We start from the raw sequence: 20,662 nt of genomic DNA, 5'->3' as shown, positions 1-20,662 counted from the left end.
ATGACTTTAAAAGTTGATAATATATATAAGAAATACAAAAATAAATATATAGTAAAAAATGTTTCAATCCAATTAAAAGAGGGAGAGATAGTAGGATTAATAGGTCCTAACGGTGCGGGAAAAACAACTTCATTTTATATGATTATAGGATTAATTAAACCAGATAAAGGAAAAATATTTCTTTATAATCAAAACATTACATCAAATCCAATGTATCAACGTTCTAAAAAAGGAATTGGATATTTATCTCAAGAACCATCTATATTTAGAAAATTATCTGTGGAAGATAATATTCTTTGCATTTTAGAAATGCAAAAAATATCAAACTCAGAAAGAATAAAAATAATGGAAAAACTTCTTGAAGAATTAAGATTGAAAAAAATCAGAAATCATCGGGGGGATCTTATTTCTGGAGGAGAACGAAGACGGACCGAAATTGCTAGATGTTTAGCTACAAATCCTAAATTTGTTCTTTTAGATGAACCTTTTTCTGGAATAGATCCAATTTCTATAGAAGAATTACAAGAAATAATTCTTTCTTTGAAGAACAAAAATATAGGAATATTAATGACAGATCATAATGTGCAAGAAATATTTACAATAACAGATCGTATTTATTTAATGTTTAATGGAACAATCATAAAATATGGAAATACTACAAAAATTATGCAAGATCCTATAGTTAGGAAAATTTATTTAGGAAATAAAATCATAAATTTTAAAAAAATAAAAAAATGAATCATCGATTTGATGGACCGGAAGTAGGATTATTTCTGAATGGAGAAATTCCTCCTTTTTTAGAGGAAAAATTTTCTTTTTATAAAAAAATATTTGCAGTGGATGGGGCTTTTTATTATTTGAATACATTTGGAGTTTCAGTGGATTATATTATTGGTGATTTTGATTCTCTTTTAAAAAAAGATATACTTAATATACCTTTAAAAACTCGTATATTGAAAACTTATGATCAGAGGTATACTGATTTTGATAAAGCTTTAAACATTGTTTATGATAAAGGATTTCTAAATATAAATGTTTGGGGGGCAAATGGAGTCGAACAAGATCATTTTTTGGGAAATCTTTCTACAGCTCTAAAATATAAAGATAAATTATCCATTATATTTCATGATAAATATCATTCTTATTTTTTTTCTGACAAAAAAACCTATTTTTATCAGAAAAAAAATAAGAAAGTATCTTTATTTCCATTTCCTAAAGTAGAAGGATTATACACTTACGGTTTAAGATATTCCATAAAAAAAGGATTATTAAAAATAGGAAAAAATATAGGGATAAGAAATGAAGCTTATAACTATAATCAAAAAATAGAAATCCATTATAAAAATGGAGAATTATTAATCTTTATAGAAAGATAGATTTCAAATATTCTTATTCTTCAATCAAAATTTTCAAGTTTACTAATCATATTTCGTACATGGTCTGCAGATTTGATCAAAAGATTGTTTTCTTTTTCATTCAATTGTAATTCTACAATTTTTTCTATTCCATATTTTCCTAAAATGACTGGAACTCCCAAAAATAAGTTTTTTAACCCATATTGTCCTGTTAAAAAAGCAGAACAAGAAAAAATGCGTTTAGAATCTTTTAAAATAGCTTCCACTATTTTAACAACAGATGCACTAGGAGCCATCCAAGCAGATGTTCCTAATAAATTTATTATTTCTTCTCCTCCTTTTTTTGTTTTATCAATAATTATGTCATTTTCTTCTTCTGATAAAAATTCTTTAATAGGGATACCTGATACAGATGTGTATCTATATAAAGGAACCATTGTATCCCCATGTCCTCCTAATAGTAAAGATTGTATATCAATAGGAGAAACATTGATTTTTTTTGATAAAAAAAAACGATATCTAGTAGAATCTAATATGCCAGCCATTCCAATTATACGAGAAGAATCTATTTTTGCAGTCATATAACTCACATACGCCATAACATCCAATGGATTGGATACAATAATAAATTTAGCTTTTGGAGATAAAAAAATAGATTTTTTGGTTACAGAACTAATAATTTTTGCATTAGTCTTGATAAGATCATCTCTATTCATTCCAGGTTTTCTAGGAATCCCACAAGTAATAATAATGATTTCAGAATTTTTGGATTGATAATAATCATTAGATATTCCAATAATTTCAGTATTTGATTCCATCATAGAAAGCATTTGAGATATATCTAAACTTTTTCCTTCTGAAAGTTTTTCTCTAATATCTAACAATACAATTTTTTTGACTATATCTTTTTGAGCTAATAAACTAGCACAAGAAGCTCCTACATTTCCTGCTCCAATAATAGTAATTTTCATTTTATTTTTTTTTATTAACATGTTTAATATGTTTAATGATAATCTTATTTATCTAAATTTGTAATTTCTAAAGATAAACACAATTTTTATGAAAGAGGATTCCCTTATAAGAAAAAAATTTTGTTTTAGACATATAGGCGCATCTTTTAATGAAATTAATGATATGTTAAAAACATTGCAATGTTCTTCTATTAAAGATTTTATAAATAAAACAGTGCCTAAAGAAATACGTTTAAAAAAACGATTAGATCTCCCACACTCTATTTCTGAATATCAATATTTGAAACATATTTATAGAATAAGTAAAAAAAATAAAATTTATCGTTCTTACATAGGATTAGGATATAAAAATACGATTACTCCAAGTGTTATTCAAAGAAATATTTTAGAAAATCCTAGTTGGTACACCCCTTATACTCCTTATCAATCAGAAATATCTCAAGGAAGATTAGAAGCTTTAATTAATTTTCAAACTATGATTTCTGACTTAACTGGAATGAAAATTAGTAATGCTTCTATGTTAGATGAATCTACGGCAGCATCTGATGCTATGTTCATGATTTTTCAAGAAAAAATCAAAAAAAAACAAATAGATAATAATTATTATTTTTTTATTTCAAATGAGATCTTCCCTCAAACTTTTGCGGTTTTGAAAACAAGATGTTTTGGATTAGGGATACATGTTATAAATGATACTCATAAAAATTTAAAAAAATATAATAAAAAAAAATATTCGGATATAATATCTTATCCTTCTAGTTTAGGAAAGATATATGATTATGCGGAAACAGTTGAATATGCAAAACGGAAGAAAATATCAATAATAGTTTCTGCAGATCTTTTATCCTTATCTTTGTTAAAACCTCCGGGAGAATGGGGAGCTGATGTAGTTATAGGATCCAGTCAGTCTTTTGGTATTCCTATGGGATATGGGGGGCCTCATGCTGCTTTTTTTTCTACTCATGAACAATATAAACGTTTTCTTCCTGGAAGAATTATTGGAGTATCTGTGGATCAAAATAATAAAAAAGCTTTTCGTATGGCGTTACAAACAAGAGAACAACATATCAAAAGAGAAAAAGCGACTTCTAATATTTGTACTTCACAAGTACTTCCTGCTGTCATGGCTTCTATGTATGCTTTATATCATGGAAAAGAAGGATTAACAGAAATTGCGAAACGTATTCATGAATATGCTAAAAAATTAGAATTTTTATTAATAAATAATATAAACCATATTTTTCAAGTAAATGATTTTTATTTTGATACTCTTAGAATTAAAACAGATCACGTAATAAAAATAAGAAAAGTAGCAGAACGTAAAAAAACGAATTTTAGATATATCAATCAAAATTATCTAACCATCACTTTAGATGAAACTACTTGTCAAGAAGATATCAATCATATTTTATCAATTTTTTATGAAGCATATAATAAAAATAAAAAAACGTATGTAAAAAAATGTCATCAAAATATTCATGATGAATATAAATTTCCTAATTCTTTAAAAAGAACTTCTAATTTTTTGAAACATAAAATTTTCAAAAAATTTTATTCAGAAAATGAGCTGATGCGTTATATAAAAAGACTAGAAAAAAAAGATATATCCTTAACTCATTCTATGATTCCACTTGGATCATGTACTATGAAATTAAACGCTTCTTCAGAATTATTTTCTTTGAGTCAACATGAATGGAGAGACGTACATCCTTTTGTTCCTGATAAACAAGCTATGGGGTATCATATTGTGATTCAAAATTTAAAAAAATATCTGAAGGAAATTACTGGATTTTCTGAAATCTCTTTACAACCCAATTCAGGAGCTCAAGGAGAATACGCTGGACTTATGACTATAAAATGTTATCATCATTCATTACAAGAATTTCGAAGAAATGTTACATTAATTCCTTCTTCTTCTCATGGAACAAATCCTGCTTCAGCATATATGGCAGGGATGAAGGTCATACTAATAGATACAAAAAATGATGGATCTATTAATCAAAATGATTTATTAAAAAAAGTAAAAGAAAATAAAGATTCATTATCTACATTAATGATCACTTATCCTTCTACTTATGGTATATATGAAAAAAATATTCAGGAAATTATAAAAATCATTCATGATAGTGGGGGACAAGTTTATATGGATGGAGCCAATATGAATGCTCAGGTAGGATTAATAAAGCCGGCATATTTAGGAGTAGATATTTGTCATTTAAATCTTCATAAAACTTTTGCTATTCCTCATGGAGGTGGAGGACCTGGGATGGGGCCTATTTGTGTCGCTTCACATTTAAAACCTTTTTTACCAAAACATCCTTTTCAAAAAAAACAGCAGGAAGAAAATAAAAGAAAAGAAGACAAAATATTGACGATTTCCTCTTCTCCATACGGTTCTTCTTTAATTTTAACAATTTCTTATGCTTATATTCGTTTATTGGGGCCAGACGGACTTAGAATGTGTACAGAAATATCTATATTAAATGCAAATTATATTAAAGAAAAATTGAGAGAATTTTATAACATATTATACGTAGGAGAAAATAATACTGTAGCGCATGAATTAATTATAGACTGTAGAATTTTTAAATCTATGAACATAGGAGTTATAGATATAGCAAAAAGAATGATGGATTACGGATATCATGCTCCTACTATATCTTTTCCTGTAGAAGGATGTATGATGATCGAACCTACAGAAAGCGAATCTAAAGAAGAACTAGATCGTTTCATTGAAACTCTTATTAGTATAAGACAAGAAATCAAAGAAATTGAAAATGGAAAGTTTTCTAAGAAAAATAATGTTTTAAAAAATGCTCCGCATAATATAGATGTTTTGACTCAAAATGAATGGAATTATCCTTATAGTAGAGAAAAAGCTGCTTATCCTTTATCTTGGATTAAAGAGAGAAAATTTTGGCCATCAGTAACCCGTGTTGATGATGCATATGGTGACAGGAACTTAATTTGTACATGCATATAAAATAAAATGTGAGCAGTTAAAATGTTTTAAACTTTGAGTATGGGGTGACATAAACAGAATCAAATAAATTTCTTTTATACTTTAGCAATCCTACAATAGCTATCATTGCTCCATTATCAGTGGTATATTTTTTTTTTAGAATAAAAACTTCACATTTTTTATTTTTCTTTGTAAGGGATATGAATGTTTTTCTAATTTCATAATTAGCGGAAACACCTCCTGATAAAGCTATTCTGAAAATTCCAGTTTTTAAAATAGCTTTTTTCACTTTATCTAAAAGTATTTCTGATATGATTTTTTGTATAGAAGCACAAATGTCAGATAAATTTTTTTTTATAAAAAATGAATTGTTTCTTGATTCATTTTTTATGAATTGTAATACATCGCTTTTGAATCCACTAAAACTAAAATCTAATCCACTTACTCTAGGCTTAGAAAAAGTAAATTTTTTATTATTTCCATTTTTAGCAAAATATTCTATCATAGGTCCACCAGGATAATAAAAACCTAATATTCTAGCAATTTTATCTAAAGCTTCTCCGACAGAATCGTCTAAAGTAGATCCTAATATTTTCATTTTAAAAAAATCATTCACTTTTATGATTTGGGTATGCCCACCACTTACAACTAAACCTAGAAATGGAAATTCTGGATAATAATCCTTGTTAAGATTGGCATCTTGTATAAAATGAGAAAGAATATGAGCTTGTACATGATTTACAGTTAGTAATGGAACTCCTAATCCCATGGAAAATGATTTTGCAAAAGAAGTCCCAACTAATAACGGACCGATTAGTCCAGGTCCTAAAGTAAAAGATACGGCATCAATTTCATTCCGGTTTATTTTTGCTGAAAAAATAGCTTTCTTAACTCCCTTTGGAATATTTACATCATGTAGTCTTGATGCTAGTTCAGGGACCACCCCTCCATATTTTTTATGTATTTTTTGATGAAGAATAATATTAGATAGAACATTTCTATTTCTAATAATAGAAACACCTGTGTCATCGCATGATGATTCTATTCCAATAATTATAGGTTCTTTTTTCATAATCTTTTTTTAGACTTGACAAGTGACAAGTATATAGTATATAAAATAATTTGAACCCCTTTTATATTTTATAAAAAAGATTTTTTACTTTTTGCTTGTGATACAAAAATCATTTTTAACGATTAGTAAAATTTTTGTTCAAAAATGATATGATAATAAATTTTTTATATACTTTTGAAAAAATCATTGTTTTTATAATTTTTTTTACAGTGTTTATGAAATGAAACAATAAAAAAATGCAATATACTACAATTAATTTCATTGAATGTTGATATTGAAAATTAATCAATCATTATCATGTTATAATTTATTGTATATCAGATATAAAACAATTTTTATCATATAGAATATATTGTAAAATAATAATCTCCTTCTTCAAAAGAAAGTTTTGTATCTTGGTATTTTTAATACCTTAAAAATAATAAAAAAAATATAAAACAATGATCCTAAGATATAATACAGACGAAATTGACAATACAATTGTCAGAAAACTAAATATAAATGCTAGAACCCCCTATACTGAAATTAGTAAACAAATTAGTGAAGAAATCAAACCATTATCAGTTGGGACAGTTCATGTCAGAGTAAAAAAATTGGAAGATGCAGGGATTATAAAAGGAAGTACTTTAATCATAGGATATGAGTCATTAGGATTTCATTTAATAGCTTTTGTAGGAATTTTATCAGATTCTCGTGAATCCCAATTAGTAAAAGAAGAATTAAAAAAAATACCAAATATAGTTCAACTATACATAACTTCAGGAAAATATAATCTTTTTTGTAGAATTATTGCTAGAGATCCTTCAGATGCAAGAGATGTGATTTCTAAAATAGGTGAAATCAAAGGAGTACTAAGAACAGAATCTACTATTTGTTTAGAAGAAAGTATAAATGATGAAAATAGATTATTATCCAATATATTACAAAAACATAAAAGATATCATAAAAAAAAAATATAATAATATAACAATTGTCAATTATTATTATAATTTTTTATTATTTCAATATGAAACTTCTTTTTTAAAAAAGAAAAAAAATTCATCCTATTTTTAGGTAATGGCTAATTTTTTAAAATTTTATAATAAAAATATTGCATATAGAATATTAATTATAATTATTGCAATCTTATTATTGACATTTTTCTTTCCTAAAAAAGAAATTTTAAAATATAAATTTTCAGAAGGAAAAACATGGTCTTATGGAAATTTATCTTCTCCATTTCATTTTTTAGTTCCCAAAACGAGTCAAGATATAGATTGGGAAGTTAAAAACTTAAAAAAAAATAAAGAAATATTTTGTATTAGAAATGAAAAAATAGTAAAAAATATAAAAAAAAAGATAAGAAAAGTTTCATTTATACGAAAAAACAAACGTTACAATAAAATTGTTCATAGAATTATTGGTACGATATATAAATACGGATACATAAAAGATTATAATAATTTTACAAACAAAATTAACATCATTTTTTTGAAAAAGGATGAAAAATGGATTCCTATTTTATATAAAAGAATTTTCAATCATAAAAAAGTTAATAATATTATTGAAAATCATTTTAGAAATAAAAGTTATCGTGCAAAAATTTTAAAAAAATTTTTAAGAAAAATTATCGTTCCTAATTTATTTTATAGCCAATATTATACTGATTTTTTTTTTCAAAAAAAAATTCAATCTATAAAAAAAATTGAATACACATTTACAAAGGGTGATAATATTATTAGAAATAATGAGATTATAAATAATAAAAAATTTAAAATTTTATCTTTTTTTAAAAAGGAATATGAAAATAAAATATGGAATAAAAAAAAATATTACTGTCTTATTATAGGATACTTATTAATAATAAGTATGATATTTATTCTGTTTATATTATACATTTTTTATTTTGAAAATAAAATATTCCATAATAATAGAGAAATAAATTTTTTGATTATAAATATATTATTAATATCATTAATTACTATTACAATTTTAAAATATCATTCTAAAATATTATACATTATTCCTTTTTGCATACTCCCTATAAGCATACGAGCTTTCTTCAATTTTAATTTGAGTATTTTTATTCATTTAATAACTATTTTATTATTGTCATTAATTACACCAAATAGTTTTGAATTTATTTTTGTTCAAATTACTACAGGTCTTTTAGTTATGTTAACGAAACAAAATCTTTATAAGATGGCAAATCTTTTTATTGCTGCAACAAAAATAATCATTACTTATATTATGACTTTTAGTTTACTCACTTTAATCCGTGAAGGATCTTTGGAAAAAATTTCTTTATATACTTTTTCTTTATTTTTTTTTAGTGGAATTTTAACTTTGTTTGTTCATCCATTAATATTTCTTTTCGAAAAATTATTGAATTTAACTTCAGATATTTCATTATTAGAATTGTCTGACACCAATACTCCTATATTAAGATTATTGTCTCAAAAAGCTCCAGGTACTTTACAACATGTTTTGACAGTAGCAAACATTGCAGAAGAAGCTGCTGTTGCAATTGGGGCTAACTCTTTATTAGTAAGAATAGGTGCAATTTATCATGATATAGGAAAAATTAAAAATTCTACATTTTTTACTGAAAACCAACAGAATATAATTGACCCTCATAAAGAATTAAATCCGAAAGAAAGTGCAAAAATTATTTTAGAACATGTATCAGTAGGAGTTGAACTTGCAAAAAAATATCACTTACCTGATCCAGTTACTGATTTTATACGCACTCATCATGGAAATAGTATTGTTTATTATTTTTATGAAAAACAAAAAAAAAATATCCAAATAAAAGTGGATAAAAAACAATTTCAATATTCTGGACCCAAACCATTTTCCAAAGAAACTGCTATTGTCATGATCGCTGATTCTGTAGAAGCGGCTTCAAAAAGTATCAAAAATCCGTCTGCTAAAGATTTAGATAATTTAGTAGAAAACATAATAAAAAAACAAAAAATTGAAAATCAATTTTCTAATGCAGACATTACTTTAAAAGAAATAGAAAAAGTCAAACAAGTTCTAAAAAATAAATTAAGGAATATTTATCACACTAGAATCGAATATCCTAAGCTTTAATTTAATATAGAATTATTTGTTTATTTTATAGATCTGCTTTAGATTTGTTTGTATATTTTTTTGGGAGAGTTGCCGGAGTGGTTAACGGAACAGTTTGCTAAACTGTCGGTATGTAAATACCGCGTGGGTTCGAATCCCACATTCTCCGCAACGGGGTATAGCGTAGTTTGGTTATCGCGCCTGGTTTGGGACCAGGAGATCGTAGGTTCAAATCCTGCTACCCCGATTAAGATCACGTGGCTCAAATGGACAGAGCAACTGCCTTCTAAGCAGTAGGTTACAGGTTCGAATCCTGTCGTGATCATTTTTTCCCTTCTAACACTTCGTCTATCATACCATACTCTTTAGCTTCTATAGAAGTCATCCAATAATCCCTATCTGAATCTTTTTCTATTTTTTCAATAGGTAATCCAGAATGTTTTGATATTATCTCATAAAGTTCTTTTTTCAATTTTAAAATCTCACGAACTGTGATTTCAATATCTGAAGCTTGACCTTGCGTTCCTCCTATAGGTTGATGAATCATAACTCTAGAATGTTTTTGCCGATCTTTTATTTTTTCTCCTGCACAAAGCAATACAGCAGACATGGATGCAGCCATTCCAGTACAAATAGTTGCTACATCTGGTTCTACAATTTGCATGGTATCATATATACCTAATCCAGCATAAACATCTCCTCCTGGAGAATTAATGTATATTTGTATATCCTTCGTAGAATCTACAGATTGTAAAAACAATAGTTGAGCTTGTACTATATTGGATACTTGATCTTCTATTGGGGTTCCTAAAAAAATAACTCGGTCCATCATCAAACGAGAAAATACATCCATCTGGGCTACATTTAATTTTCTTTCTTCCACAATATAAGGAGTCATGAATTTAATATATTCATCAATTGTTAAACTACTAATTTTTTTATGTTTTATCGCATATAGTATAAACTCTTTTGAGTTTTTATGAGAATTCATTTCTTTTCTTTTATATTAAAACTTCCGTCAAAGTTACTTTCTTCTACATAAAATTTTAATAAAAAATATTGAAATTATAAACTTTTAATTTAAAAGCATTGATTTTGTACAAAAAATTAACAATACAAACAATTATATATTCTATAGGATTCATATTTCCTAGAATTGTTAATTATGCTTTTTTAAAATTTTTTACTCTTTTTTTTAAAAGAGAAGAATTTTCTCTTTATACAGATATGTATGCATTGTCTTTTATGGTCATAGGATTTCTTTCTTTTGGATTAGAAAACACTTACTTTAGATTTTTATATAAAAAAAATTATAATCAAGAAATTGTTTTTTCAACAGTAGTTATAATACAATTACTTATAAGTTCTTTTTTTTTAATAATATCTATAAATTTAGTAAAATATTTATCATCCATTGCTGGATATTATAATCATCCAGAATATTTTTTGATGTTTTTTTTAATCATATTCTTCGATACAATTTGTATTCTTCCTATGGCTTGGTTTCGTGCTAATGATAAACCTTTACAATATTCTACAATAAATATTACAAATATATTGATACAATCGTTTGTGATAATATATTTATTCTCTTGTTCTAATAATATTTATCAAAAAACTTTCTTTGTTTTCATTTTTAAATGGGTAGACTCTTTTACCGATAAAATCGGTTATATATTTTTTGCAAACATGATTTCTTCTTTAATTAATTTATTTTTGATACTCCCTATTATTTTAAAAAAAGTAACTATAAAAAAGTTTAACAAACTTCTTGCTATAAACATGTTAAATTATAGTATTCCTATAATGTTAGGAACTATCTCTTTTTCTATTAATGAAAATTTGGATAAAATTTTGATTAAAAGATGGGTTTCAGATGAAATTAATGGATCTTATTCTGCTTGTTACAAAATAGCTGCTTTCATGAGTATATATATCAGAATTTTTAGATTAGGGATTGAACCTTTTTTTTTTAAAAAATCTAGAGATTCTGATGCAATATATTATTATGAAGAAATCACTTATATATTTGTTTTATTGGGATTAATTTTTTATGTATTAATATGTGGAAATATTAATATTTTTATGAAATTTTTAATTGATAAAAAATATCATACAGCTATTTCCATTATTCCTATAATAATGATGGGGAATCTTTTTTTAGGAGTTTACACTAATTTATCTATTTTTTACAAAATTATAGATAAACCTATTATTGGGACTTATATATCTTTAATCGGAGTATTAATCACTTTTTTATTTAATATTATTTTTATTATTATTTATAATAGTTTTATGATTCCTGCTTGGGGGACTTTGATATCTTATGGGTCTATGTTGATAATTCTATACATTTGGGGTAAAAAACAATTTTTTAAATTTTGTAATAAAAAAATAAGAAATATTATAATACATTTTTTATTTGCACTTTTTATTGTTTTTATGATGAAAAAAAAAGTACTATTGAATTTATTTTTACAGTTTTTATATATGATAACTATTTTTTTATTAGAGAAAAAAAGATTGATGAACCTAATCAAATAAAAATAATATTTTGTGTAAAAAAATATGTAGATTAACTTTGATCGCTAACATAAAAGAATCTGTTTCTATTAAATTTTTGGAAAGAAAATTAATTTCAACGGGGATTCTTATTAAAACTCCTAAAAATACTAGACATTCTTTTTCTTTGATTAAAAAATTTATAGAATCTATTTGTATAATTCATATCACAAAAAACATAAAGAATAAAAAATATACATTGTATAATGAAATACAAATAATTGTCATCAACGTTTTTTTTAAAAATATAATGATTGAACCTAATGATGAATTAGGAATATTCGATCTTATCGAAGGTGTTAAAATAAAATGGGAAAAATGTTCAATTCTAAGTAGAAGTATAAGAGGAAGTAACAGTTTCGGAAGTACTGGAATATAATAAAAAAAACAAATGATATGAAAATTATAATCCCTATGGCGGGAAAAGGATCACGTCTTCTTCCTCATACTTTAAATACTCCTAAACCACTGATATATGTTGCTGGAAAAACAATTTTAAAAAGATTAATGGAAAGTTTATCTAAGCTTATTCAAGTTTTTTCTATACAAGAAATTGTTTTTATTATAGGAAATTTCGGGGAAAAAATAGAAAAACAATTAATTAAATTATCTCATGATATGAGTATAAATCCAATTATATATTATCAAATTATTCCACTTGGAACTGCAGACGCTTTGTTCAAAGCTAAAAAATCTTTAACAGGAGAACCAATTATCGTTGCTTTTTCTGATTCTTTATTCTATCATAATTCTTTTGATAAAGAAATCACTCATGATAATATTATATGGACAAAAAAAGTTAAAAAACCTCATTTATTTGGAATCGTAAAATGTGATCCTTCAGGAAGGATCACTCATTTTATAGAAAAACCAAATAATCATATATCTAATCTTGCAATTGTCGGATTTTATTATTTTAAAAATAGTTTGCTTTTAAAGGAAGAATTGCAATTTTTATTAAATCATAATATTAAAAATGAACAAGAATATCAACTAACGTCTGTTCTAGAAAATATGAGAAGAAAAGGTGAAAAATTTATTAGCAAACAAGTTGAAGAATGGATGGATTTTGGAGACAAAAAAAGAACTATTTCTTCAAATTCAAAATTACTATCTATAGAATCACAAAATTCAGAATTAATTCATAAAAAAGTTATTCTAAAAAATAGTTTAATTATAAAACCTTGTTCAATAGGAAAAAATACAAGTATTGAAAATAGTATTATAGGTCCTTATGTTTCAATAGGAGAATATTCAAAAATAAAAAATAGTAATATTAAAAAATCTTTAATTCAAAATTATACAATAGTTCAATATGCGAATTTGAAACATTCAATAATAGGAAATCATTCAATATATATAGGAGAAAAAACTAAAAAAGTAAGCTTGAGTGATTATTCTATTTTTAAATAGAATAAAATAATTTTTTATATTTAACAAAAATTCCATGGGTTTTATTTATACTTTTTCTATGATACTGGGTACTTTTGGAACCACAGAAATCGTGGTGATAGTCATACTTGCCCTTTTATTATTTGGAGGAAAGAAAATTCCAGAATTAATGAAGGGATTAGGTACTGGTTTAAAAGAGTTTAAAAAAGCATCTGAAGAAAAAGATTCAGAAACGGACAAAGAATAAAAATTTTAATTTTCATATTTACGTTTGTTTATTAGTACTTTTTTTCTAAAATTTTAGAAACTAATCAAACTAATAAATAATGGGAACGACAACGATAAGAAATATTATGTTTTTTATGTTCATCTTAAAAAGCCTGGCAATTCAATCTATATCAAAACCATTCTTAGAACAAAAAAATGTAATGAAAATGAACTTTCATAAAAATATTTCTAATCCAAAATTAGAAAATATAAATAACATACACAGTACAGAAAAATTATGGAAAAAAATGTTAGGAGGAAAGAAAAAATCCTTATCTGGAAAAAAATTATCTTTTCGTCCTCGTAATAATAATAAAAAAAATGCTGTCATTATCAATATCAAGACCGAAGAACTTCGATTAAGACTCAATTTTTTAAATCAAAAATCTAAAATTAAAATATTAAGATATAATAGTATTGTACATGCTTCTGTAGAAAGTTATCTTCGTATGAGTAAATATATAGGAAAAATTATTTCTTTGTCAGATTTTTACTTTCCTATGTTTGAAGAAAAACTTGAAAATTATAGACTTCCCAAAGAATTAAAATATTTAGCTATTATAGAATCCAATTTAAATCCAGTTGCCACTTCTAAAGCAGGAGCACGAGGAATTTGGCAATTTATGCCTGAAACAGGAAAAATATATAATCTTAATATTAACAATATTTATGATGAAAGAAATGATCCTATTAAATCTACAGAAGCCGCTTGTCGATACTTGAAATTTTTATATAAAAAAATAGGAAATTGGGAATTGGTTTTAGCTGCTTATAATGCAGGTCCGGGAGTAGTAGATAAAATATTACAACGGAATCATAACCGAAAAAATTTTTGGGAACTATGGGAATACTTCCCTAAAGAAACTCAAAATTATATTCCTAAATTTATTGCTATAAATTATGTAATGAATTATTATAAGGAACATAATATTTCGATATATCATTCTTCCCCCTATAGATATAAATACACAGAAACTGTATTAATTCCTATAAAAGAAAAAATTTCACTGAAATTTTTTGCTTATAGTTTAAATCTTTCTTATCAAGATTTAATTCTTATGAATCCGCAATATCTTGTAGATCTTATTCCTCCAGGTAATAAATTAAGATTCCCAAAAAATAAGATTTCTATTTTAAAAAAAAACTTCTCTTTCTTTTTTTTAATAAAAAATTACAAAAATTAACATAAATACATAATAAAACCATATTATGGATTATGAGTAATATGAGTAATATTAATTTTTTGAAAAAAAATTTATTCTCAAAGTTATGAACGAAAAAATTGAACAAAAAAGAAAATCTTTACAACTTCTTTTGGAACAAATGGATAAAATATATGGGAAAGGGACTGTAATGAAAATGGGGAATTCTCATATAGAAAATTTAGAAATTGTTTCTTCTGGCTCCTTAAGTTTAGATATTGCTTTAGGGATAAAAGGGTTTCCTAAAGGTAGGATTATAGAAATATTTGGGCCTGAATCTTCCGGAAAAACGACTTTAGCTTTACATGCTATAACTCAATCTCAAAAATTAGGTGGTTTTGCTGGTTTTATAGACGCAGAACATGCTTTTGACCCTACTTATGCTGAAAAAATAGGAGTCAATGTCAAAGAATTAATAATATCTCAACCAGATAATGGAGAACAAGCACTTGAAATTGTTGATAATTTAATTAGATCTGGTGTTATTGATATAATAGTAGTTGATTCTGTGGCCGCTTTAACACCTAAAAGTGAAATAGAAGGAGAAATGGGGGATTCTAAAATTGGGTTACAAGCAAGATTAATGTCTCAAGCTTTAAGAAAGCTAACTTCAAGTATAGGAAAATCTAAAAGCATACTTATATTTATTAATCAATTAAGAGAAAAAATAGGTGTTTATGGAAATCCAGAAGTAACAACTGGAGGAAATGCTTTAAAGTTTTATTCTTCAATACGATTAGATATAAGAAGAGGAAATCAAATAAAAAACGGAGAAAATATATTAGGAAATAAAACAAAAGTGAAAGTAGTGAAAAATAAATTATCTCCTCCTTTTAGAACTGCAGAATTTGACATTATGTATGGAGAAGGAATTTCTAAAATTGGTGAAATATTGGATATAGGGGTCGATTTAGGAATTCTTAAAAAGAATACATCTTGGTTTAGTTATGGAGATATAAAATTAGGTCAAGGAAGAGATTCAGTTAAAAAATTCTTGAAAGATAAAGAAAATATTATAGATGAAATACAAAAAAATATATACAAAAATATATGAAAATTACTTTTTTGGGGACCGGAACTTCTCAAGGAATTCCCGTCATTGGATCTAAACATCCGGTATGTTTATCTAAAAATTCAAAAGATAAAAGACTTAGATGCTCTGTTTTAATTGAAAAAGATCAAAAAAATTTCTTGATAGATTGTGGTCCAGACTTTCGTTATCAAATGTTAAGAAGCAATTATGAAAAATTGAATGCTATTTTTATGACACATGAACATCAAGATCATATAGGTGGATTAGACGATATAAGACCAATTAATTTTAATATGAATACGCCTATTTCTATTTATGGATTACGTAGAGTTATAGAAAATTTAAAAAAAAGATTTTTTTATATTTTTTCTGAAAATAAAAAATCAAATGTTTCAAAAATTTTTTCACATGAGTTAGATAATTACAAAGATTTTTTCTTAGTGGAGAATTCAAAAATTTTTCCTTTGTTTATATGGCATGGACATCTTCCTATTCTAGGATTTCGTATAGGAAATTTTGCGTATATCACAGATGCTAGTACAATTCCTATTCAAACCATACAACAATTAAAAGGGATAAATGTTTTAGTCTTAAATGTGTTAAGAAACATATTAAAAAAAGCAGAAAAAAACCCTTTTCCTTTCATGCTTTCTGACACTTTGAATATCATTCAAAAAATTTCTCCTAAAAAAACTTATTTGACACATATTAGCCATACATTTGGATTTCACGAAGAAATTGAAACACAATTACCTAATAATGTATATCTAGCTTATGATGAACTAATTATATATGAATAAATAAAAAAAAATACAAACAAGTCAATGCGAAAAACATTAAAAAAAATTCTTTTCTCCACAAAAATTACTTCTTTTTTATTTTTATTGTTAGCCTTATCTATGGCTATAGCTACTTTTATAGAAAAGAAGTATTCCACAAATGTGGCAAAAATATTTATTTATGAATCTATTTGGTTTGAAAGTATCATGTTATTTATCATAATCAATCTAATGGGAAATATATATAAATATAAATTATGGACTTACAAAAAATTCCCTTTATTAATTTTTCATCTATCATTTATATTAATTTTTATTGGAGGTATTTTTTCTAGATATTTTAGTTTTGAAGGGACGATGTCTATAAGGGAAGGAGAAACAAATGGAAAAATACTTTCTAGTAGAAATTACATAAAATTAAAGATAAGTCAAGGATCTTACAGTAAATTTTATCATGATCCTTATATTTTTTCTTCTTTTCATAAAGAATATCAGAAGGAATTTTTTTTTCAAGAAAATCCTTTGAAAATAAAAATTATAGATTATATCCCATGCGCAAAAATTTTTTTATCAAAAGAAAAACCTGTAGAAAAAATTATAAGAATAGTTTCAACAAATCAAAAAGAAAGAACAGAACATTTTGTTAAAAGTGGGGGAGTTACAAACGTGAATGGCATTTTATTTTCTTTTAATAAGAAAATTCCTTTTGGAATTATTCTTTTAGAAAAGAAAAATAAACTTTATATAAAATCATCTTTTTCGGGAAAAAGTATGAACATGATCAATCAACAAATTAGTTCTTTGTTAAAAAATGAATATAATGTATTAAAAATAAAACATTTGTATCAAATGAAAATTGATAAAAATAATGAATTGATGCAATGGGTTATTCCTGAAGGGGTTGTAGAAGGAAAATTAAAATATGTAAAATCATGCAATAATTATGAAGAAAAGAACCAATTAAGTGCTATTACAGCAAGAATTTTTTTCAAGAATCAATCCAAATTAGTAACATTTTTAGGAGGAGAAAATACAACAAATATGAGCCCTACTTTCTTTTTTAAAAATTATAAAATATCCATTGGATATGGTTCAATTTTTTGGAATCTTCCTTTTTTTTTGAAATTGAATAGATTCAAAATAGAAAATTATCCAGGTTCTGAATTTCCATCTTCTTTTATGAGTGATATAACATTAATAGATAAAAGCGAGAGAAAAAATCATTTCATTTACATGAATCATGTTTTAAATTATAAAGGATTTAGATTTTTTCAGTCAGGATACGATCCAGATGGAAAAGGAACTCATTTTTTTGTTAATAATGATTATTTAGGGACATTCTTTTCCTATATAGGTTATATTTTTATGAGTATAGGAATGTTTTTAACTTTATTTTGGAAAGGAACTAGATTTAGTTATCTAAAAAAAAAATTGAAGGATTTATCTTATAAAAACTATTCAATTTTATTATTTATTGTATTCATGTTGTTCAATCCCCATAATTTGGTATTTTCTCAAATCCATGAATTTAAAAAAATTCCTTTAGAAGATGTTTTTGATGGAATTCATATCCCCAAAAAACATAGTGAAAATTTTGGACGTTTATTAGTACAAGATTATAAAGGAAGAATTAAACCTATTAATACGATTGCAATTGAATTACTTAGAAAAATACACAAAAAAGATTCCATAGGAAGTTTAGATCCAAACCAATGGTTTATATCTATACATCAAGATAATATCTTCTGGACAAAAATTCCTTTTATTAAAGTCGATAAAAAAGGAGGACATAAATTTTTAAAAAAAATAAAGGCAAATAAACAATTTTACGTTTCCCTTATTGATTTATATTTTATAGATCCCAAAACTTCAAAGCTAAAATTTCTTTTACAAGAAGACTATGAACGAGCTTTTTCGAAAAATCCGACTCAAAGAAATGAATACGATAAAGCCGTGCTAAATCTTAGTGAACGTGTGGGAATTATACATGAAATTTTTCAAGGAAAATATATTCGTATTTTTCCTATTCCTCATGATAAAAATCATACTTGGTCTAGTTGGATTTCAACTTCGAATAAATTGAATTCTTTAGGTTTATCTATGTTTAATAATTATCTAAAATCTCTGTTATTGTCTCATAATGAAAAAAATTGGAACATCGCAGATAATGAAATTCAAAAAATACGATTACATCAACTTAAATATGCAAAATCTATTTTGCCTTCAGAAAATAAAATATTTGTAGAAATTATTTATAATAAATTAAATATATTCTATGTATTATCTTTTTTATATGCTTTTTTTGGAGGAATTATTATTATGAATTCTTTTTTTCTAATTTTTTTCCAAAAAAAATGGATGTATTTTTTTTCTAGAATATTTATTTTCATTTTATTCGTTCTGTTTATTTTAAATTTTTTAGGTCTAATTTCTAGATGGTATATTTCTGGACATGCACCATGGACTAACGGATATGAATCTGTACTTTTTATAAGTTGGAGTTTAATCGGGATAGGTTTTTTATTCTATAAAAATAAATTTGTTTCAGGAATTACAGCTTTAATTGCATCCATTTTATTAATGGTCGCACATGGAAATGTGATGGATCCAGAAATCACCAATTTGGTTCCAGTTTTAAAATCTCATTGGTTAATTATACATGTAGCAACAATAACATCAAGTTATGGTTTCTTTTTAACAGGAGCATTTTTGGGTTTTTTAGTATTGCTTTTTTTTATATTAAAAGCATGTTTTCGTAATTATAGTGACATCATTCATATCCATATTGAAAAATTGACTATTATTAATGAAATATGTTTGACTATAGGGCTTTTTTTATTAACCATAGGAACTTTTTTAGGTTCAGTTTGGGCCAACAATAGTTGGGGACGTTATTGGAGCTGGGACCCTAAGGAAACTTGGGCTTTGATTAGTATAATGGTTTATGCTTTTGTATTGCATATTCGTTTAATTCCATATTTAAAAAGCATATTTTTTTTTAACTTTTCCAGTATATTATCAGTTAGTTCGATTTTAATGACTTATTTTGGAGTAAATTATTATTTATCAGGATTACATTCTTATGCAAAAGGAGATCCTATTTCTATTCCTCATTGGATATATTATAGTTTGTTAGTTTTATTAATTATCACTATTTTATCTTATTATTCATTCAAATTTTATAAAATAAAAACATATAATAAATAAACAGTGAATTTTCATTCGTATTTTTTTAAAAAACATTTAAGAAAAAAAGAAAGTACTCTATTTAGAGATGCATTTGGAAATTTGCATTTCATAAAACGTTTTTTAATTTTTACTTTTGGATGCATTTCTTACAATCGTTATAATGGATTCAATCAGTTACATTTAGAAGGAACTGAATATATAAAAGATTTACCTGATAAAAAAGTTCTTTTTGTATCTAATCATCAAACTTATTTTGCCGATGTTTTTGCTATGTTTCATGTATTTTGTAGCGTAAAAAATGGTTTTATCAATAGTATTAAAAACCCTATTTATCTCTTAAATCCTAAAGTTAATTTATATTATGTTGCAGAAAAAGAAACTATGAATCAAGGGTTTTTAACAAAATTATTTACTTATTCAGGAGGGATTACTGTAACAAGAACTTGGATAAAAAAGAAAAAAAAGTTGATCGCTCCAGATATAGTATCTGAAATTAATCGTATGGGAATAGCTATCAATGATGGTTGGTTAATCACTTTTCCACAAGGAACAACTCAAGCTTTTGCTCCAGGACGAAGAGGAATCGTTCATGTAATCAGAAAGTATAACCCTATTGTTGTTCCTATTGTGATAGATGGATTTCAGAAAGCTTATGATAAAAAAGGAATTCGTATTAAAAAAAAAGGAGTTTTGCAAAAAATGAAATTTAAAAAACCAATTCAATTAGATTTGAAAAAAGATACAACAGATTTCATAATGGAAAAAATTATGGATGCTATAGAACAATCTCCAAAGTACAGATATACAGGAAATCATTTATAAAA

17 protein-coding genes and 3 tRNA genes are annotated in these 20,662 nt (G+C 25.2%); 17 read left to right on the top strand and 3 right to left on the bottom strand.

Going from position 1 to position 20,662, the window contains the following annotated elements:
* Window positions 1-738 carry an LPS export ABC transporter ATP-binding protein gene (gene lptB / locus K645_RS03030; RefSeq protein WP_022565409.1) on the top strand — a complete coding sequence of 246 codons (738 nt, stop codon included), beginning with the start codon at window positions 1-3 and terminating at the stop codon, window positions 736-738.
* Complete coding sequence (locus K645_RS03025) at window positions 735-1,376, top strand: thiamine diphosphokinase (RefSeq protein WP_022565408.1); 642 nt, start codon at window positions 735-737, stop codon at window positions 1,374-1,376. Before lptB ends, K645_RS03025 begins: the two co-directional genes overlap by 4 nt.
* 20 nt (window positions 1,377-1,396) lie before the next feature.
* Here the strand turns inward: K645_RS03025 and mdh are convergent, their stop codons facing one another.
* Window positions 1,397-2,326: a malate dehydrogenase gene (gene mdh, locus K645_RS03020; RefSeq protein ID WP_041936115.1), complete on the bottom strand. Its 930-nt coding sequence runs from the start codon at window positions 2,324-2,326 to the stop codon at window positions 1,397-1,399.
* Between the two features lie 88 nt (window positions 2,327-2,414).
* Here mdh and gcvP point away from each other — a divergent pair, with 88 nt between their 5' ends.
* Window positions 2,415-5,309, top strand: coding sequence for an aminomethyl-transferring glycine dehydrogenase (gcvP, locus tag K645_RS03015; protein WP_022565406.1), 2,895 nt, complete (start codon window positions 2,415-2,417; stop codon window positions 5,307-5,309).
* Between the two features lie 16 nt (window positions 5,310-5,325).
* Here gcvP and tsaD read toward each other — a convergent pair whose 3' ends face one another.
* A complete protein-coding gene (gene tsaD / locus K645_RS03010) occupies window positions 5,326-6,360 on the bottom strand; it encodes a tRNA (adenosine(37)-N6)-threonylcarbamoyltransferase complex transferase subunit TsaD (RefSeq protein ID WP_022565405.1) in 1,035 nt (344 codons plus the stop codon).
* Window positions 6,361-6,800: 440 nt separating this feature from the next.
* On the opposite strand from tsaD, the gene K645_RS03005 reads away from it, so the two are divergent.
* From K645_RS03005 to K645_RS02985, 5 genes are all read left to right on the top strand, one after another.
* Window positions 6,801-7,319 (top strand): Lrp/AsnC family transcriptional regulator, encoded by a 519-nt coding sequence (locus tag K645_RS03005; protein WP_022565404.1) that lies wholly within the window; start codon window positions 6,801-6,803, stop codon window positions 7,317-7,319.
* Between the two features lie 97 nt (window positions 7,320-7,416).
* Window positions 7,417-9,435, top strand: coding sequence for an HD family phosphohydrolase (locus K645_RS03000; RefSeq protein ID WP_022565403.1), 2,019 nt, complete (start codon window positions 7,417-7,419; stop codon window positions 9,433-9,435).
* Between the two features lie 63 nt (window positions 9,436-9,498).
* Window positions 9,499-9,583 (top strand) — tRNA-Ser (locus K645_RS02995).
* A gap of 3 nt (window positions 9,584-9,586) precedes the next feature.
* Window positions 9,587-9,661, top strand: a tRNA-Pro gene (locus K645_RS02990).
* A 4-nt stretch (window positions 9,662-9,665) separates the two neighbouring features.
* A tRNA-Arg gene (locus K645_RS02985) sits at window positions 9,666-9,739 on the top strand.
* Here K645_RS02985 and K645_RS02980 read toward each other — a convergent pair.
* Window positions 9,737-10,405 (bottom strand): ATP-dependent Clp protease proteolytic subunit, encoded by a 669-nt coding sequence (locus tag K645_RS02980; protein WP_022565402.1) that lies wholly within the window; start codon window positions 10,403-10,405, stop codon window positions 9,737-9,739. The genes K645_RS02985 and K645_RS02980 overlap by 3 nt on opposite strands.
* A gap of 104 nt (window positions 10,406-10,509) precedes the next feature.
* Here K645_RS02980 and K645_RS02975 point away from each other — a divergent pair, with 104 nt between their 5' ends.
* The 9 genes from K645_RS02975 (at window position 10,510) to K645_RS02935 (ending at window position 20,660) form a co-directional block, all read left to right on the top strand.
* The gene (locus tag K645_RS02975; RefSeq protein WP_081683502.1) at window positions 10,510-11,958 is read left to right on the top strand and encodes an oligosaccharide flippase family protein; all 1,449 of its coding nucleotides are present in this window, start codon (window positions 10,510-10,512) and stop codon (window positions 11,956-11,958) included.
* 10 nt (window positions 11,959-11,968) lie between these two features.
* On the top strand, window positions 11,969-12,355 hold the full coding sequence (locus tag K645_RS02970; protein ID WP_022565400.1) for a deoxyuridine 5'-triphosphate nucleotidohydrolase: 387 nt from the start codon (window positions 11,969-11,971) through the stop codon (window positions 12,353-12,355).
* 17 nt (window positions 12,356-12,372) lie between these two features.
* A complete protein-coding gene (locus tag K645_RS02965; RefSeq protein ID WP_022565399.1) occupies window positions 12,373-13,389 on the top strand; it encodes a sugar phosphate nucleotidyltransferase in 1,017 nt (338 codons plus the stop codon).
* A 34-nt stretch (window positions 13,390-13,423) separates the two neighbouring features.
* Window positions 13,424-13,615 carry a twin-arginine translocase TatA/TatE family subunit gene (locus K645_RS02960; protein ID WP_022565398.1) on the top strand — a complete coding sequence of 64 codons (192 nt, stop codon included), beginning with the start codon at window positions 13,424-13,426 and terminating at the stop codon, window positions 13,613-13,615.
* Window positions 13,616-13,730: 115 nt separating this feature from the next.
* The gene (locus tag K645_RS02955) at window positions 13,731-14,819 is read left to right on the top strand and encodes a lytic transglycosylase domain-containing protein (RefSeq protein ID WP_235043315.1); all 1,089 of its coding nucleotides are present in this window, start codon (window positions 13,731-13,733) and stop codon (window positions 14,817-14,819) included.
* Between the two features lie 85 nt (window positions 14,820-14,904).
* Window positions 14,905-15,891, top strand: coding sequence for a recombinase RecA (gene recA, locus K645_RS02950; protein ID WP_022565396.1), 987 nt, complete (start codon window positions 14,905-14,907; stop codon window positions 15,889-15,891).
* Window positions 15,888-16,670 carry an MBL fold metallo-hydrolase gene (locus K645_RS02945; RefSeq protein WP_022565395.1) on the top strand — a complete coding sequence of 261 codons (783 nt, stop codon included), beginning with the start codon at window positions 15,888-15,890 and terminating at the stop codon, window positions 16,668-16,670. The genes recA and K645_RS02945 overlap by 4 nt, the downstream gene beginning before the upstream one ends.
* Window positions 16,671-16,694: 24 nt before the next feature.
* A complete protein-coding gene (gene ccsA, locus K645_RS02940; RefSeq protein ID WP_022565394.1) occupies window positions 16,695-19,856 on the top strand; it encodes a cytochrome c biogenesis protein in 3,162 nt (1,053 codons plus the stop codon).
* Between the two features lie 3 nt (window positions 19,857-19,859).
* Complete coding sequence (locus K645_RS02935; RefSeq protein WP_022565393.1) at window positions 19,860-20,660, top strand: 1-acyl-sn-glycerol-3-phosphate acyltransferase; 801 nt, start codon at window positions 19,860-19,862, stop codon at window positions 20,658-20,660.
* Window positions 20,661-20,662: the final 2 nt, after the last annotated feature.

It is taken from the genome of Blattabacterium sp. (Nauphoeta cinerea) (assembly GCF_000471965.1).
Taxonomy (GTDB): domain Bacteria; phylum Bacteroidota; class Bacteroidia; order Flavobacteriales; family Blattabacteriaceae; genus Blattabacterium.
Note: the sequence above shows the minus strand (reverse complement) of the source record. Positions and strands in the feature narration are given on the sequence as shown.